This is a genomic window from Pantoea sp. M_9 (assembly GCF_008631385.1).
GTDB lineage: Bacteria > Pseudomonadota > Gammaproteobacteria > Enterobacterales > Enterobacteriaceae > Pantoea > Pantoea eucrina.
This window is the reverse complement of the sequence record NZ_VWUF01000006.1, coordinates 24,664-40,893: the sequence shown is the minus strand read 5'-3', so window position 1 is coordinate 40,893 and position 16,230 is coordinate 24,664. Positions and strand designations below refer to the sequence as shown.

General features: G+C 55.7%; 14 protein-coding genes. 10 read left to right on the top strand and 4 right to left on the bottom strand.

Annotation, left to right across the window (positions count from 1 at the left end; translation table 11 throughout):
* The first annotated feature begins 73 nt into the window (after positions 1-73).
* Together degP and F3I15_RS10930 are read left to right on the top strand one after the other, a co-directional pair.
* The gene (degP, locus tag F3I15_RS10935; protein WP_150017924.1) at positions 74-1,516 is read left to right on the top strand and encodes a serine endoprotease DegP; all 1,443 of its coding nucleotides are present in this window, start codon (positions 74-76) and stop codon (positions 1,514-1,516) included.
* Between the two features lie 160 nt (positions 1,517-1,676).
* Positions 1,677-2,834 (top strand): CdaR family transcriptional regulator, encoded by a 1,158-nt coding sequence (locus F3I15_RS10930; protein WP_150017923.1) that lies wholly within the window; start codon positions 1,677-1,679, stop codon positions 2,832-2,834.
* 42 nt (positions 2,835-2,876) lie between these two features.
* Here the strand turns inward: F3I15_RS10930 and F3I15_RS10925 are convergent, their stop codons facing one another.
* From F3I15_RS10925 to map, 4 genes are all read right to left on the bottom strand, one after another.
* Entirely contained in the window at positions 2,877-3,269 is a 393-nt protein-coding gene (locus tag F3I15_RS10925; RefSeq protein WP_039382714.1) for a DUF3461 family protein, read from the bottom strand.
* 279 nt (positions 3,270-3,548) lie between these two features.
* Positions 3,549-4,373, bottom strand: a complete 825-nt coding sequence (gene dapD / locus F3I15_RS10920; RefSeq protein WP_039382717.1) for a 2,3,4,5-tetrahydropyridine-2,6-dicarboxylate N-succinyltransferase — start codon at positions 4,371-4,373, stop codon at positions 3,549-3,551.
* Positions 4,374-4,447: 74 nt separating this feature from the next.
* On the bottom strand, positions 4,448-7,105 hold the full coding sequence (gene glnD, locus F3I15_RS10915; RefSeq protein WP_150017922.1) for a bifunctional uridylyltransferase/uridylyl-removing protein GlnD: 2,658 nt from the start codon (positions 7,103-7,105) through the stop codon (positions 4,448-4,450).
* 65 nt (positions 7,106-7,170) lie between these two features.
* Positions 7,171-7,962, bottom strand: a complete 792-nt coding sequence (map, locus tag F3I15_RS10910; protein ID WP_039382722.1) for a type I methionyl aminopeptidase — start codon at positions 7,960-7,962, stop codon at positions 7,171-7,173.
* A 320-nt stretch (positions 7,963-8,282) separates the two neighbouring features.
* On the opposite strand from map, the gene rpsB reads away from it, so the two are divergent.
* The 8 genes from rpsB (at position 8,283) to rseP (ending at position 16,189) form a co-directional block, all read left to right on the top strand.
* A complete protein-coding gene (gene rpsB, locus F3I15_RS10905; RefSeq protein WP_150017921.1) occupies positions 8,283-9,008 on the top strand; it encodes a 30S ribosomal protein S2 in 726 nt (241 codons plus the stop codon).
* A gap of 184 nt (positions 9,009-9,192) precedes the next feature.
* Positions 9,193-10,044, top strand: a complete 852-nt coding sequence (gene tsf, locus F3I15_RS10900; protein WP_039382726.1) for a translation elongation factor Ts — start codon at positions 9,193-9,195, stop codon at positions 10,042-10,044.
* A 153-nt stretch (positions 10,045-10,197) separates the two neighbouring features.
* Positions 10,198-10,923, top strand: coding sequence for a UMP kinase (gene pyrH / locus F3I15_RS10895; RefSeq protein ID WP_039382729.1), 726 nt, complete (start codon positions 10,198-10,200; stop codon positions 10,921-10,923).
* Between the two features lie 189 nt (positions 10,924-11,112).
* Positions 11,113-11,670 carry a ribosome recycling factor gene (frr, locus tag F3I15_RS10890; RefSeq protein WP_150017920.1) on the top strand — a complete coding sequence of 186 codons (558 nt, stop codon included), beginning with the start codon at positions 11,113-11,115 and terminating at the stop codon, positions 11,668-11,670.
* Positions 11,671-11,835: 165 nt separating this feature from the next.
* Positions 11,836-13,038 carry a 1-deoxy-D-xylulose-5-phosphate reductoisomerase gene (gene ispC / locus F3I15_RS10885; protein WP_190315015.1) on the top strand — a complete coding sequence of 401 codons (1,203 nt, stop codon included), beginning with the start codon at positions 11,836-11,838 and terminating at the stop codon, positions 13,036-13,038.
* A 161-nt stretch (positions 13,039-13,199) separates the two neighbouring features.
* Positions 13,200-13,952 carry a (2E,6E)-farnesyl-diphosphate-specific ditrans,polycis-undecaprenyl-diphosphate synthase gene (ispU, locus tag F3I15_RS10880; protein WP_039382733.1) on the top strand — a complete coding sequence of 251 codons (753 nt, stop codon included), beginning with the start codon at positions 13,200-13,202 and terminating at the stop codon, positions 13,950-13,952.
* 18 nt (positions 13,953-13,970) lie between these two features.
* Positions 13,971-14,828, top strand: coding sequence for a phosphatidate cytidylyltransferase (cdsA, locus tag F3I15_RS10875; RefSeq protein ID WP_150017918.1), 858 nt, complete (start codon positions 13,971-13,973; stop codon positions 14,826-14,828).
* An 11-nt stretch (positions 14,829-14,839) separates the two neighbouring features.
* On the top strand, positions 14,840-16,189 hold the full coding sequence (gene rseP / locus F3I15_RS10870; RefSeq protein ID WP_150017917.1) for a sigma E protease regulator RseP: 1,350 nt from the start codon (positions 14,840-14,842) through the stop codon (positions 16,187-16,189).
* Positions 16,190-16,230: the final 41 nt, after the last annotated feature.

Sequence of the window (16,230 nt, the reverse complement as noted above, 5' to 3'; positions counted from 1 at the left end):
TGCGTATAAAATTTATCTCCGTTATGACGGCCACAGCAATGGTCAGGCTGCAACTTTCAGAGAGAAAAAACGAATGAAAAAAAACAGATTGATGCTGAGTGCGCTGGCACTGAGTCTGAGTATGGCGTGCGCGCCTGCTGCAGTATTTGCCGCTGAAACGGCGTCCTCCTCCAGCCAGCAGCTGCCCAGTCTGGCACCCATGCTGGAAAAAGTAATGCCTTCCGTGGTGAGCATTAACGTTGAGGGCAGCACTGCGGTAAAAACGCCGCGCATGCCGCAGCAGTTTCAGCAGTTCTTTGGCGATAACTCGCCTTTCTGTCAGGATGGATCGCCCTTTCAGGGATCGCCGCTCTGTCAGGGCGGCGGCGGCGGCGCAGATGATGGCGCACCGGGCAACGCACAAAAACAGCCGTTCCGCGCGCTGGGTTCCGGCGTCATTATTAACGCTGAAAAAGGCTATGTGGTTACCAACAATCACGTAGTGGACAACGCCACAAAAATTCAGGTTCAGCTCAGCGACGGTCGCCGCTATGAGGCCAAAATCATCGGTAAAGATCCGCAGTCTGATATTGCCCTGATTCAGCTGCAGGATGCGAAAAACCTCACCGCAATCAAAATGGCCGATTCCGATACGCTGCGGGTAGGTGACTATACCGTTGCAATCGGTAATCCTTACGGGCTGGGTGAAACCGTGACCTCCGGCATCGTCTCCGCGCTGGGCCGCAGCGGCCTGAATGTGGAGAATTATGAGAACTTTATCCAGACAGACGCCGCCATTAACCGCGGCAACTCGGGCGGGGCGCTGGTCAATCTGAACGGTGAGCTGATCGGTATTAACACGGCTATTCTGGCACCGGATGGCGGTAACATCGGTATCGGTTTTGCTATTCCCAGCTCGATGGTCAAAAACCTGACGGCGCAGATGGTGGAGTTTGGTCAGGTTAAACGCGGTGAGCTGGGGATCCTCGGCACCGAGCTGAACTCAGAGCTGGCGAAAGCGATGAAGGTTGATGCCCAGCGCGGCGCCTTTGTCAGCCAGGTTCTGCCGGGGTCTGCGGCGGCAAAAGCGGGCGTGAAAGCCGGCGACGTCGTGGTTTCACTGAATGGCAAGCCGCTGAGCAGCTTTGCTGCCCTGCGTGCTGAAGTGGGCTCGCTGCCGACGGGCACCAAACTGCAGCTGGGTCTGCTGCGCGAGGGTAAATCCCAGAGCGTGACGGTAGAGCTGCAGCAGAGCTCCAAAGATAAAGTGCAGTCGGCAACCATTTACACCGGTATTGAAGGCGCCGATCTCAGCAACGTGGAGAGCAATGGCCACAAAGGGGTGCGCGTTGACAGTGTGAAACCAGGCAGCGCGGCTGCGCGTATCGGCCTGAAGAAAGGTGACATCATCCTCGGGGTTAACCAGCAGGCGATCGATAACCTGGGTGAACTGCGTAAAATTCTCGACACCAAACCGCCGGTGCTGGCGCTCAATATTCTGCGCGGTGACGCGTCGCTTTATCTCCTGATGCAGTAATTCTCCATACATAAACCGGGCGGGCTGCGGCTCGCCTTTTTTCTTTTGTGCGCCCGGTAACATTTTCCGCAATCTCTCCGCCACTATGTGCAATTGCACAATGTCAGCCGTCAGCAGGATGCGTATTCTGTCGGTTTGCCCCTTGCTCAGGAAGTGATCCATGGCGACCTCTCATCTTGATGCGCGTCTGGCGCAGGATATCGTTGCGCGCACCATGAAAATTATCGACAGCAACGTCAACGTGATGGATGCGCGCGGGCGCATTATTGGCAGCGGCGATCGTGAACGTATCGGCGAGCTGCATGAGGGTGCGCTGCTGGTACTGTCGCAGGGCAGGGTAGTGGATATTGATGAAGCAGTAGCAAAGCATCTGCACGGCGTGCGGCCTGGCATCAATCTGCCGCTGCGTATTGAAGGCAGCATCGTGGGGGTTATCGGGCTGACCGGAGAACCTGCTGCCCTGCGGCATTATGGTGAACTGGTCTGTATGACGGCGGAGATGATGCTGGAACAGGCGCGGCTGCTGCATCTGCTGGCGCAGGATAGCCGCCTGCGCGAAGAGCTGGTGCTTAACCTGATCCGCAGCGACACGCTCTCGCCGACGCTGAACGAATGGGCGCAGCGGCTGGGCATCGATCTTAACCAGCCGCGTGTGGTGGCGGTAGTGGAAGTGGATAGCGGCCAGCTGGGCGTGGACAGCGCAATGTCAGAGCTGCAGCAGCTGCAGACGCTGCTGACCACCCCGGATCGCGATAACCTTATCGCCATCGTATCGCTGACGGAGATGGTGGTGCTGAAACCCGCGCTGAACGCTCATGGCCGTTACGATCACGACGATCACCGCCGGCGCGTTGACCAGCTGCTGCAGCGTATGAAAGAGAGTGGTCAGGTGCGCATGCGGATTGCGCTGGGCAATTATTTTCCCGGACCGGGCGGCATTGCGCGCTCGTGGCGTACTGCCCGCACCACTATGTCAGTCGGCAAGCAGCGTATGCCGGAGCAGCGCAGTTTTTTTTATCAGGATCTGGTGCTGCCGGTACTGCTCGACAGCCTGCGTGGCGGCTGGCAGGCCAGCGAGCTGGCGCGTCCGCTGGAAAAACTCAGAAGCATCGATAGCAACGGTTTATTACGGCGTACGCTGCTCGCCTGGTTCAGCCATAACGTGCAGCCTGGCGCCACGGCGCGCGCGCTGTTTATTCATCGTAATACGCTGGAGTATCGCCTGAACCGGATTTCAGAACTGACCGGACTGGATCTCGGCAATTTCGACGATCGGCTGCTGCTATATGTGGCGCTGCAGCTGGATGAGCGGGCGTAAAAAAGGCCAGCAGCGCTGGCCTGAGTGCGATCTGTAAGCGGATTAGCGGCTGTTACGGGTCAGCTGATCGAGATCGGCTTCAATTTCAGCGATCTTATTAGAGACCACGCTCTCCAGATGGCGCAGATCGTCGAGGATCTTGCGCTTCAGATCCACTTCAACCCGATCGCGCTGGCAAATCTGATCCAGCTCATCAATAACGTAACGCAGGTTAGGACTGATCTCCTGAATTTCACGGAAGCCCTGACCGTTATGTTCGGCCACCACGGTTTTGCGCTGGCGCGGATATTTGAATTTCACGCTCTTGGCAAAAAATTCGCCTTTATCTTTGCGGAAATAGATTTTCAGGATGTCGTTGTTCGCTTCCTGACGCAGACTGTAACGATCGATGTCTTCAGGATTGCTGATACCTAAGCTTTTCAGGTTGTCATACATGGCGTTTAAATTCCCTCTGAGAGTGAGTGAGCGCGCAGACATGTCATCAATCGTTCCAGGTCAGATCCGGAACGCTTACGGCATACTTATAAACTTTAGACGAAAAACCGGGTCAGACAGTGCGCGTCCGGAGTTAACTGGCGCGGATTATGAACTGTTTGAAAAGTAAACGCACCAGTTAATTTGCGGCGCAAAACAGGTTATATCAGGCGGGGTGTAAAGAAAAAATGACGGCACTGTTGCCAGTGCCGTCACCAGAAAGAAAAGCGCTCAGAGAGGTTAATCGATAGTGCGCAGCAATTCGTTAATACCCGTTTTGCTCAGCGTCTTAGCGTCAACTTTTTTCACGATTACCGCGCAGTAGAGGCTGTAGCTGCCATCTTTCGACGGCAGATTACCTGAGACCACCACTGAACCGGCCGGGACGCGGCCGTAGTGAACTTCACCGGTTTCGCGATCGTAAATTTTGGTGCTCTGGCCGATATAAACGCCCATTGAGATCACCGAACCCTCTTCGACAATCACGCCCTCAACGATTTCAGAACGTGCGCCGATAAAGCAGTTATCTTCGATAATGGTCGGGTTAGCCTGCAGCGGCTCCAGTACGCCGCCAATGCCCACGCCGCCGGAGAGATGCACGTTTTTGCCAATCTGCGCACAGGAGCCCACGGTGGCCCAGGTATCAACCATGGTGCCTTCATCGACAAAAGCGCCGATGTTGACGTAAGAGGGCATCAGCACGGTGTTACGCGCAATAAAAGCGCCCTGGCGTACGGCTGCTGGTGGCACCACGCGGAAACCCGCCGCTTTAAAGCGCGCGTCGTCCCAGCCGGCAAATTTCATCGGCACCTTGTCATAAAAGCGGGTTTCAGCCCCTTCCATAACCTGATTGTCATTGATGCGAAACGACAGCAGCACCGCTTTTTTCAGCCACTGATGCGTTACCCATTCGCCATCGATTTTTTCAGAGACGCGCAGTTCGCCGCTGTCCAGCAGACCAATCACCTGATTGATCGCTTCACGGGTGGCACTGTCGACGCTGGCGGGCGTGATGTCAGCACGGCGCTCAAAGGCGGATTCAATAACGCTCTGTAACTGTTGCATAGCTATTTCCTGAGTCTGTCATACGGATGCCCGGACGTGGCCGGACAGGATTCAATTTATCTGTGCAGTGTGATTCAGGACACTTTATCGTTTGGATTAAGGGCCTCTGTCAACCGTTGTTGTAACACATCGCGCATTTCGGCATTCAGCGCGCGCCGTTCGCTGTTGGCGAGGATAAAGAGATCCTCAACCCGTTCGCCGATGGTGCTGATGCGCGCACCGTGCAGCGACACACCGAGATCGGCAAAGACTTCACCCACCCGCGCCAGCAGTCCAGGCTGATCGAGCGCGATCAGCTCCAGATAGCTGCGCCGATCGGTGTGGGTCGGCAAAAATTTCACGTCAGTATCCACGCTGAAATGTTTCAGGCGCGCGGACTGGCGACGGGTACGCGGCGGCACCCACTCCTGCTGCGTAATGGCCTGCTGCAATGCGTGAATAATCAGCGGGTGGCGATCGGGTGAAAGCGGACTGCCATCGGGTTCGAGGACGATAAAGGTATCCATGGCCATGCCGTCGCGGCTGGTAAAGATCTGCGCGTCGTGCACGCTGAGATTACGGCGGTCGAGCTCACCCGCTACGGCGGCAAACAGATAGGGGCGATCCGGGCTCCAGATAAAAATCTCCGTGCCACCGCGCGTCGCCTGCGGGCTGACCAGCACCAGCGGCTGGCTGAGGTCGTGGTCAATCAGATGACGGGCGTGCCACGCCAGCTGATTAGGCGTATGACGCAGGAAATAGTCGGCGCGGCAGCGGCTCCAGATATGGTGCAGCCGCTCTTCATTCAGGTTCTCCATGCGCAGCAGCGCCAGCGCCTGCAGACGATGGTGGCGTACCCGCTCGCGCAGATCCGGGCTATTTTCCATGCCGCGCCGCAGCTGCTTCTCGGTAGCAAAAAACAGCTCACGCAGCAGGCTCTGCTTCCAGCTGTTCCACAGGCTCTCATTGGTGGCACAGATATCGGAGACGGTGAGGCAGACCAGATAGCGCAGGCGGTTCTCATTCTGCATTATCTCGGCGAACTGCTGGATCACCGTCGGATCCTGAATATCACGACGCTGGGCGGTGACTGACATCAGCAGATGATGACGCACCAGCCAGGCCACCAGCTGGGTTTCCCGGGAGTTGAGGTTGTGCAGCTCAGCAAACTCCAGCGCATCCTGCGCGCCCAGTATGGAGTGGTCGCCGTTGCGGCCTTTGGCAATATCATGGAGCAGCGCTGCCATCAGCAGCAGTTCCGGCTGGGGCAGGCGGGGCCAGAGCTCCACACACAGCGGATGCTTTGGCCGCGTGCTCTCATCGGCGAAGCTCTCCAGCTTCTGCAGCACGCGAATGGTGTGCTCATCCACCGTGTAGGCGTGAAACAGATCAAACTGCATCTGGCCGACCACGTTGCCCCAGAGCGGCGTATAGGCGGAGAGTACGCTATGGCGATGCATCGGCAGCAGCGCGCGTTTTACCGCGCCGGGATGACGCAGGATCGCCATAAAAGTGCGTCGCGCCTCAGCAATCTGGCACAGCGGCTGCCGCAGATGGCGGCGCGCATGACGCAGCTGGCGCAGGGTAGTGGAGTAGATCCCGGTGATGGAGGCGTTGCGTACCATGACATAGAACATGCGCAGAATGGCCTGCGGCTCGCGCTGAAACAGATCCGGGTCGCGCAGATCGATCAGATCGCCGCGTAGCTGAAAATCATCATCCAGCGCGCGCGGCTTTTCGGTCGCTGGCAGGGCGAGGATCGCTTCATCAAACAGCTGCAGCAGCATCTGGTTCAGCTCGCTGATGCGGCGCGTTACGCGGTAGAAATCTTTCATCATGCGCTCAACCGGCTCGTTGCCTTCGCCGGAGTAGCTGAGGCGATGCGCCACGGTCAGTTGCCGATCAAAAAGCAGGCGGTTGTCGTAGCGTGGCAGCGTCAGATGCAGGGCAAAGCGGATGCGCCAGAGAAACTCCTGACACTCGTTGATCTCATTGCGCTCCGCTTCGGTCAGAAACCCAAAGCCCATCATCTCATCCATAGTGGTGGCACCAAAATGACGCCGCGCCACCCACTGCAGGGTATGGATATCGCGCAGGCCGCCCGGACTGCTTTTGATATCGGGTTCGAGATTGTAACTGGTGCCGTGGTAACGCTGATGGCGCTCCTGCTGCTCTTTAATTTTGGCCGCAAAAAAGCGCGACGAGGGCCAGAAGCCTTCGCTGAAAATATTCTTCTGCAGCTCAAGAAACAGCGCTACGTCGCCGGTCAGCATGCGCGACTCAATCAGGTTGGTCGCCACGGTAAGATCGGATAAGCCCTCCAGCAGGCACTCCTCAAGCGTGCGCACGCTGTGTCCCACTTCAAGCCGCAGATCCCACATGAGCGTGATCAGTTCAGAGGTGCGCTGCGCGGCGGCCTCATCAAGGGGCTGGCGACTGAGGATCAGAATGTCGATGTCCGACAGCGGATGCAGCTCGCCACGGCCATAGCCGCCCACCGCCACCAGCGCCATATCACTTAGCGTATCAAAACCAAAGAAACGCCACAGTCGTCGCAGCAGACGATCGATAAACAGCGTACGCGTGTCGATCAGCGACTCCACGTCGCTGCCGGCATCAAAGGCGAGGCTCAGCGCGTGCTGAAACTGCTCCAGCGCGGCTTTCAGCTGTTCACGCGTTAGCGCGTCGTCAGCCCAGCCGGCGGGTGAATCGGTGAGAATTTTGTGTACTGCCTCGGTCACGTTACCGCTCATCAACATGCCCCTTCGCGCATTAAAAAGCCGGCATTAAGCCGGCTCAGTGTGTAGCAGAGAGAGGATCAGACGTTTTCCAGCCGCGCCGGAATAGTGTCATCCTCACGCAGCGTCAGAATCTCACAGCCAGTTTCTGTCACCACAATAGTATGCTCATACTGCGCGGACAAGCTGCGATCTTTGGTTTTCACCGTCCAGCCATCCTTCATGGTGCGGATGCGGTAATCGCCTGCGTTAACCATCGGCTCCACGGTAAACGTCATGCCGGCCTGCAGCACCACACCGCTGTCGTCGGCGTCATAGTGCAGCACCTGCGGCTCTTCATGAAAGCCTTTGCCGATACCGTGACCGCAATACTCACGCACCACGGAGAAATCCTGCGCCTCAACGTATTGCTGAATCGCGCGTCCCAGCTCACGCAGGCGGATGCCTGGCTTAACGAGACGCAGAGCGATATAGAGGCTCTCCTGCGTCACGCGGCAGAGGCGCTCGCCGAGGATAGTGGGCTTGCCGACAATAAACATTTTTGAGGTATCACCGTGATACTCATCTTTAATGACGGTGACATCAACGTTCACGATATCACCCTCTTTCAGGACGCGATCGTCGCTGGGAATACCGTGGCACACCACCTCGTTGACCGAGATGCAGACCGATTTAGGGAAGCCGTGATAGCCAAGGCAGGCAGAAACCGCCTGCTGCTGCTGTGTGATGTGCTCGTGGCAGAGGCGATCAAGCTCACCGGTAGTGACACCCGGCACAACGTGAGGAGCGATCATTTCCAGCACTTCAGCGGCCAGGCGGCCCGCCACACGCATTTTTTCGATTTCGTCAGGAGTTTTGATTGAGATAGCCATGAATTTTTCCGCAATCGCCGAAATTTTCGACAATAATGAGTTCTGTGGCAGTCATGTTAGCAGGCAGCAAATGGGCTGCCAAATCGGGATTGCCGCACACGTTTTGCGCTAACAACCGCTGGCGTATTTATCCCTGTTATGGTATAAAGCGCGCCGACGATTCTCTGCTGTCTTACGAAAGCGAGACGGCAGGAAGCGCATAAATCTCATTATGTGTACTAAAACACACATGTATCGACACATACGCCGGGGTGCCTTGAAAGAGGTCGGTCGTATGGGATACATGGAGGCCCAACCCCAAACATACTTTAGAGGTAATCATGGCAACTGTTTCCATGCGCGACATGCTCAAGGCTGGTGTTCACTTCGGTCACCAAACCCGTTACTGGAACCCAAAAATGAAGCCATTCATTTTTGGTGCACGTAACAAGGTTCACATCATCAACCTTGAGAAAACTGTACCAATGTTCAACGACGCTCTGGCTGAGCTGCAGAAGATCTCTTCTCGCAAAGGTAAAATCCTGTTCGTTGGTACCAAGCGCGCTGCTGCTGAAGCGGTAAAAGAGTCAGCTCTGAGCTGCGACCAGTTCTTCGTTAACCACCGCTGGTTAGGTGGTATGCTGACTAACTGGAAAACCGTTCGTCAGTCAATCAAACGTCTGAAAGATCTGGAAACTCAGTCTCAGGACGGCACGTTCGACAAACTGACCAAGAAAGAAGCACTGATGCGTGCTCGTGAACTGGCCAAGCTGGAAAACAGCCTGGGTGGTATCAAAGACATGGGCGGTCTGCCAGATGCGCTGTTTGTTGTTGATGCTGACCACGAACACATCGCAATCAAAGAAGCAAACAACCTGGGTATCCCGGTATTTGCTATCGTTGATACCAACTCTGATCCAGATGGCGTTGATTTCGTTATCCCTGGTAACGACGATGCGATCCGTGCTGTAAGCCTGTACCTGACTGCTGTTGCCACTACCGTGCGCGAAGGCCGTTCACAGGACCTGGCTGAGCAGGCTGAAGACGCGTCTTTAGAAAACGCTTAATAAGGATTGCTCTTTCTGAGAGCCCTTAGACATCAGATGTTATCTGTATAAGGGGCCGCACAGGCCCCTTTTATTTATCTCCGTCTGTCGCGCTCCCTGTTACGGGCTGGCGGGGCAGAGTAAATTTTCCGCAACAGGTTTCTGCGCGTGCGCATGCACCCGGAAACGAACCGAGGATTCTGGAATGGCTGAAATTACCGCTGCATTGGTAAAAGAACTGCGTGAGCGTACTGGCGCAGGCATGATGGACTGCAAAAAAGCGCTGACCGAAGCGAACGGCGACATCGAGCTGGCAATTGAAAACATGCGTAAGTCTGGCGCAATCAAAGCTGCGAAAAAAGCAGGCAACGTTGCAGCTGACGGCGTGATCAAAACCAAAATCGTTGATGGTTACGGTGTGATTCTGGAAGTTAACTGCCAGACTGACTTCGTTGCTAAAGATGGCGGTTTCCAGGCGTTTGCTGACAAAGTTCTGGATGCAGCTACTGCCGGCAAAATCACCGACGTTGAAGCGCTGAAAGCACAGTTCGAAGAAGAGCGTGTTGCACTGGTTGCTAAAATTGGTGAGAACATCAACATCCGTCGCGTAGCAGTACTGGAAGGCGCTCAGCTGAACAGCTACCAGCACGGCGCGCGTATCGGCGTTCTGGTTTCTACCACCGCTGCTGATGAAGAGCTGAGCAAGCAGATCGCAATGCACGTTGCGGCAAGCAAGCCAGAGTTCGTTAAGCCAGAAGATGTTTCTGCTGACGTGGTTGAGAAAGAGTACCAGGTACAGCTGGATATCGCGATGCAGTCTGGTAAGCCAAAAGAGATCGCAGAGAAGATGGTTGAAGGCCGTATGAAGAAATTCACCGGCGAAGTCTCTCTGACTGGTCAGGCTTTCGTTATCGACCCAAGCAAAACTGTGGGTCAGGCGCTGAAAGAGAAAGGCGCAGATGTCATCAACTTCATCCGCTTTGAAGTGGGCGAAGGCATTGAGAAAGTTGAAACCGACTTTGCAGCTGAAGTAGCTGCAATGTCCAAACAGTCTTAATGAGTGACCGGAACCGCCGCGAGGCGGTTCTTTTTTGTCTGCGTTTTGGCGCAGCGATTTTCAGTCTCATCCCAATAGCTTTTTTGACGCGCTAAGCGGATGATCCACCAGATTTAACTTCTCATTCATCTTATCCTCCAGGAAGAATTGACCATGGCGACCAACGCAAAACCTGTATACCAACGTATCCTACTGAAACTGAGCGGCGAGGCCCTGCAGGGTGCCGAAGGTTTTGGTATCGACGCGAGCGTGCTTGACCGCATGGCGCAAGAGGTGAAAGAGCTGGTTGAGCTGGGCATCCAGGTAGGTGTGGTGATTGGTGGCGGCAACCTGTTCCGTGGCGCAGGTCTGGCTCAGGCGGGCATGAACCGTGTAGTCGGCGACCACATGGGTATGCTGGCGACCGTCATGAATGGTCTGGCAATGCGTGATGCGCTGCACCGCGCCTATGTGAACGCACGTCTGATGTCTGCCATCCCGCTAAACGGCGTTTGTGACAATTACAGCTGGGCTGAAGCGATCAGCCTGCTGCGTAATAACCGCGTAGTGATCTTCTCCGCGGGTACCGGCAACCCGTTCTTTACCACCGATTCTGCTGCCTGCCTGCGCGGTATTGAAATTGAAGCGGACGTCGTGTTGAAAGCGACTAAAGTAGATGGCGTTTACTCAGCCGATCCGGTGAAAAATCCAGACGCAACGCTGTACGATCAGCTCAGCTACGCTGAAGTGCTGGAAAAAGAGCTGAAAGTTATGGATCTGGCCGCCTTTACGCTGGCGCGTGACCACGCGCTGCCGATTCGCGTCTTCAATATGAATAAGCCTGGCGCACTGCGTCGTGTGGTAATGGGTGAAAAAGAAGGCACCCTGATTACGCATTAATATCCGACGCAAGGTAAAATAAGGTATATTCTGATAGCGCAGTGCCTGACGCTGCGCCACTACCTGACATAATCGATGCTGCAGACGACTTGTGCGTCAGCAGCAGGTAGCAGGATGATCGATGTTTATCGATACCAGTTCCGACGCGTGCGGAAATGGCCAGGTCAAACCGAATCCAAGGGTTTTAACGTGATTAACGATATTAAAAAAGATGCCGAAACACGCATGGAAAAGTGCGTGGAAGCATTCAAAAGCACCATCAGCAAAGTGCGTACCGGTCGTGCTTCACCTTCACTGCTCGACGGCATTGTTGTGGAATATTACGGTACTCCTACGCCACTGCGTCAGCTCGCCAGCGTAACGGTGGAAGATTCCCGTACGCTGAAAATCAACGTGTTCGATCGCTCTCTGGGTCCGGCCGTTGAGAAGGCGATCATGGCGTCCGACCTCGGCCTGAATCCAAGTTCAGCCGGCACCGACATCCGTGTTCCGCTGCCTGCGCTGACAGAAGAGCGTCGTAAAGATCTGATCAAAATCGTTCGTGGCGAAGCAGAGCAGGGGCGTGTTTCCGTGCGTAACGTTCGCCGTGACGCCAACGATAAGATCAAAGCGCTGCTGAAAGATAAAGAGATCAGCGAAGATGACGAACGTCGTTCACAGGATGATATCCAGAAAATGACCGACCTTCACATCAAGCATGTTGATGCTGCGCTGGCAGAAAAAGAGAAGGAGCTGATGGACTTCTGAGTCTGTCAGCCCGATCTGTATCTGCTGGAGGCAGGTGAGCGCCTGCCTGTAACAGATATAAAACGCCGTTCAGAGCCGTATTCGTACCGAATGCACTCTGGCGGCGTTTTACATTGTGCCTGGCGCCGTTGCGGGCACCCATGATGACTTCACAGGGATAGCATGATGAAGCAATTAACCCTTCTGGGATCCACTGGCTCAATTGGCACCAGCACGCTGGCGGTTGTCGCCGCGAATCCCGACCTTTATCAGGTCACGGCGCTGGTCGCAGGGCAGAACGCCGCGCTGATGGCTGAGCAGTGCCAGCAGTTCCGGCCGCGCTATGCGGCGATGTCTGATGAGACCGCCGCTGCTGACCTGCGTGAGCGACTGAGAGCACTCAACGTCGATACCGAAGTGCTCTCCGGCGTTCAGGCAGCCTGCGATCTGGCGGCGCTGGATGAGGTTGATCAGGTGATGGCGGCGATTGTCGGCGCATCGGGCCTGCAGCCAACGCTGGCAGCGATTCGTGCCGGAAAAACCGTGCTGCTGGCTAACAAGGAGTCACTTGTCACATGCGGCCGCTTGTTTATGGAGGCGGTGCGTCAGCATCAGGCGCAGCTGCTGCCGGTTGATAGCGAGCATAATGCCATTTTTCAGAGTTTGCCCGCTTCCATACAGCATCAGTTGGGGTACGCTGATCTGCGGGAGAACGGGATCGACTCGATTCTCCTTACGGGATCGGGTGGTCCTTTTCGTGACACGCCACTGGCCGATCTGGCTGCTATGTCGCCGGATCAGGCCTGTGCGCATCCGAACTGGTCAATGGGGCGCAAAATCTCCGTTGATTCGGCCACTATGATGAATAAAGGTCTTGAATACATTGAAGCCCGCTGGTTGTTCAACGCCACTGACGCGCAAATGGAGGTCATCCTGCACCCGCAGTCGGTGATCCACTCTATGGTGCGTTATTGTGACGGCAGCGTGCTGGCGCAGCTGGGATCGCCTGATATGCGCACACCGATTGCTCACAGCATGGCATGGCCTGCACGTATCGCCGCTGGCGTCACGCCGCTTGATTTCACCCGAATGAAAGCGCTGACGTTTGCTGAACCCGATTACGTACGCTATCCCTGCCTGAAGCTGGCAATCGATGCGTGTACTGCAGGGCAGGCGGCCACGACGACGCTGAATGCAGCAAATGAAATCGCGGTAGCAGCGTTTTTGCAGCATCAGATTCGCTTTACCGACATTGCCGCCCTCAACAGCGAAGTACTGGCCACGCTCAGCTCTCCGGAGCCAGCCAGTATTGATGAGGTGCTGGAAATCGATCGGCTGGCGCGGCAGCGGGCAAAAGCACTGCTGTCACGCGTCACTCTGGCTGGCTGATAGCCCCGCTATTTGTTCGCTCTGGCTGAAAATGGTATAGTCGCTCGCGTTTTACGGCACGACATTGTTTCGATGTCATCCGGCTTACGGGCCGGCCTTTGCCGCAGGCGCAATGTATTCAGAAAACACAGCATTTCTGATGAAAGGAATTATTACGCGTTATGTCGTCCAACAATCACAATACAATCGATGACGGGTCGTACTGCACACCACGTCACGTGGCCATCATTATGGATGGTAATGGTCGCTGGGCAAAAAATCAGGGCAAACTGCGTATTTCAGGCCACAAAGCCGGGGTAAAATCGGTTCGCCGTGCCGTCAGCTTTGCGGTCAGCCACAAGCTGGAAGCGTTAACGCTCTATGCGTTCAGCAGTGAAAACTGGAGCCGACCGCCGCAGGAAGTGACGGCGTTAATGGAATTATTTATCTGGGCTCTCGACAGTGAAGTAAAGAGCCTGCATAAGCATAATGTACGTCTGTGCATTATTGGTGATATCAGCCGTTTTTCTGGTCGTATTCAGGAACGCATTCGCCGCGCCGAGGAACTGACTCAACAAAATAATGGACTGACCCTCAACATTGCTGCCAACTATGGCGGCCGTTGGGATATTATCCAGGGTGCCAGGAAACTGGCCGAACAGGTTCAGGAAGGGCTACTGCGTCCTGACCAGATAACCGAAGAAAGCCTTGCTCCCTATCTCTGTATGCAGGAGCTGGCGCCGGTGGATTTAGTGATAAGGACCGGGGGAGAGCATCGAATCAGCAACTTCCTGCTGTGGCAGATAGCCTATGCTGAGTTCTGGTTTACCGATGTTCTTTGGCCTGATTTTGATGAACATGTTTTTGAAGGTGCACTGAATGCATTCTCTCTGCGGGAGCGACGCTATGGCGGCGCTGCACCAGGCGGCGCCTGAGCTACCTGGGGGTAACCTTTGCTGAAGTCTCGTTTGATCACCGCGTTTATTTTGATTCCGCTGGTGATCGCTGCGCTATTCTGGTTACCGCTGTCTGGTTTCGCGATTACCACGATTGCTATCTGCATGCTCGCCGCCTGGGAGTGGGGGCAGCTGGCCGGTATGGCTACCCGCCAGCAGCGCGTCTGGCTGGCGCTGCTCTGCGGCCTGCTGCTGGCAGCGATGCTGTTTACCTTACCGTCCTATTCTCACGATGCGCATCAGCCTCAGCTGGAAAGCGCGCTCTGGGCCGCACTTGGCTGGTGGGTCGTTGCGCTCTTTCTGGTGCTGTTCTATCCCGCCTCTGCCGCACTCTGGCGCGGTTCGCGTCCACTTCGTCTGCTGTTTGGCGTGCTGACTATCGTCCCGTTTTTCTGGGGCATGATCGCGCTGCGCCAGTATCACTACGACATTGATCACTTCGCCGGTGCCTGGTGGCTCCTGTTCGTTATGCTGCTGGTATGGGGCGCGGACTCGGGTGCCTATATGTTTGGTCGTCTGTTCGGCAAACACAAGCTGGCGCCTAAAGTCTCGCCGGGTAAAACCTGGGAAGGCTTTTTTGGCGGGCTGCTCTCCTCCGCTGTCATCGCCTGGCTGTTTGCGCTGCTGGCTCCGCTGACGGTGGCGCCGGGCACGCTGATTGCGTGTGCCGTTGTTGCCACGCTCGCCTCGGTACTGGGCGATCTCACTGAAAGTATGTTTAAGCGTGAAGCGGGCATTAAAGACAGCGGAAATCTTATTCCCGGCCACGGTGGTATCCTCGATCGTATCGATAGCCTGACAGCGGCCGTGCCGGTATTTGCCTGCCTGCTGCTGCTGGTGTTTCATACCCTCTAGGAGCAGCCACTATGTTAAGCATTCTCTGGAGTTTTGCTGCTTTCATCGTCGCGCTGGGCGTGCTGATCACCGTGCATGAGTTTGGCCACTTCTGGGTGGCACGCCGCTGCGGCATCTATGTTGAACGCTTTTCTATCGGTTTCGGTAAAGCGCTCTGGCGACGGACTGACCGGCAGGGGACAGAGTATGTTATTGCGCTGATCCCCCTCGGCGGCTATGTCAAAATGCTGGATGAGCGCGTAGAGAGCGTTTCCGCTGAGCGCCGCCACGAGGCGTTTAACAACAAAACCGTGCTGCAGCGTGCTGCTGTCATCGCCGCGGGGCCGGTTGCCAATTTCCTCTTCGCTATCTTCGCTTACTGGCTGGTCTTTATGCATGGCGTGCCCGGCGTACGGCCGGTGGTTGGCGAAATTGTGAGCGGCTCCGTCGCGGCGGAAGCGCAAATTCAGTCAGGCATGGAACTTAACGCAGTTGACGGTATCGAAACGCCTGACTGGGATGCTGTGCGCATGGCCCTGATTGGGAAAATCGGTGATGAGAGTACCACGCTGACCGTTTCTCAGTTTGGCGAAAGCGCAACTCAGCAGAAGCGGGTTGATCTGCGTGACTGGCAGTTTGAGCCAGACAAGCAGGATCCGGTGGTAGCGCTCGGCATTCGTCCACGCGGGCCACAGATTGAAACCACGCTGGCAGAAATACAGGCTGATTCACCCGCCAGCGCTGCCGGTTTGCAAGCGGGCGACAGGATCGTTAAAGTCGATGGTCAGCCGTTAACGCAGTGGCAGGCATTTGCCGGGCAGGTACGGGATAACCCGGGTAAACCAATGGCGCTTGAGGTTGAGCGAAATGGCGCCCGGCAGTCCCTGACGCTGACGCCAGCCGCGAAGCCGGGCAAGCCTGAAGAGGGGTTCGCTGGCGTTATTCCGCGCGTGCAGCCGCTGCCTGACGCGTATAAAACGGTGAAGCAGTATGGGCCGGTGGCCGCTATCGGTGAGGCAGGGGTCAAAACCTGGCAGCTGATGAAGCTTACTGTGTCGATGCTGGGTAAGCTGATTACAGGTGATGTAAAGCTGAATAACCTGAGCGGCCCGATTTCGATTGCGCAGGGTGCCGGTTTATCAGCGGAGTACGGGGTGATTTATTATCTGATGTTCCTGGCGCTGATAAGCGTCAACCTGGGCATCATCAACCTGTTTCCGTTACCGGTTTTAGATGGTGGGCATCTGCTTTTTCTGGCGATCGAAAAGATCAAAGGAGGACCGGTGTCCGAGCGAGTTCAGGACTTCAGTTATCGCATCGGCTCAATTTTGCTGGTGCTGTTAATGGGGCTTGCACTTTTCAATGATTTCTCTCGCCTGTAACGTCTGGAACGCAGACAGGCGCGGGATGTGTTAGGAAAACG

Excerpts from the sequence above, each read along its gene's own strand:
- F3I15_RS10930 (WP_150017923.1), top strand. The coding sequence starts at position 1,677 with ATGGCGACCTCTCATCTTGATGCGCGTCTGGCGCAGGATATCGTTGCG.
- ispU (WP_039382733.1), top strand. The coding sequence starts at position 13,200 with ATGTCGTCCAACAATCACAATACAATCGATGACGGGTCGTACTGCACA.
- tsf (WP_039382726.1), top strand. The coding sequence starts at position 9,193 with ATGGCTGAAATTACCGCTGCATTGGTAAAAGAACTGCGTGAGCGTACT.
- dapD (WP_039382717.1), bottom strand. The coding sequence starts at position 4,373 with ATGCAACAGTTACAGAGCGTTATTGAATCCGCCTTTGAGCGCCGTGCT.
- rseP (WP_150017917.1), top strand. The coding sequence starts at position 14,840 with ATGTTAAGCATTCTCTGGAGTTTTGCTGCTTTCATCGTCGCGCTGGGC.
- rpsB (WP_150017921.1), top strand. The coding sequence starts at position 8,283 with ATGGCAACTGTTTCCATGCGCGACATGCTCAAGGCTGGTGTTCACTTC.
- ispC (WP_190315015.1), top strand. The coding sequence starts at position 11,836 with ATGAAGCAATTAACCCTTCTGGGATCCACTGGCTCAATTGGCACCAGC.
- F3I15_RS10925 (WP_039382714.1), bottom strand. The coding sequence starts at position 3,269 with ATGTATGACAACCTGAAAAGCTTAGGTATCAGCAATCCTGAAGACATC.
- degP (WP_150017924.1), top strand. The coding sequence starts at position 74 with ATGAAAAAAAACAGATTGATGCTGAGTGCGCTGGCACTGAGTCTGAGT.
- pyrH (WP_039382729.1), top strand. The coding sequence starts at position 10,198 with ATGGCGACCAACGCAAAACCTGTATACCAACGTATCCTACTGAAACTG.
- map (WP_039382722.1), bottom strand. The coding sequence starts at position 7,962 with ATGGCTATCTCAATCAAAACTCCTGACGAAATCGAAAAAATGCGTGTG.
- glnD (WP_150017922.1), bottom strand. The coding sequence starts at position 7,105 with ATGAGCGGTAACGTGACCGAGGCAGTACACAAAATTCTCACCGATTCA.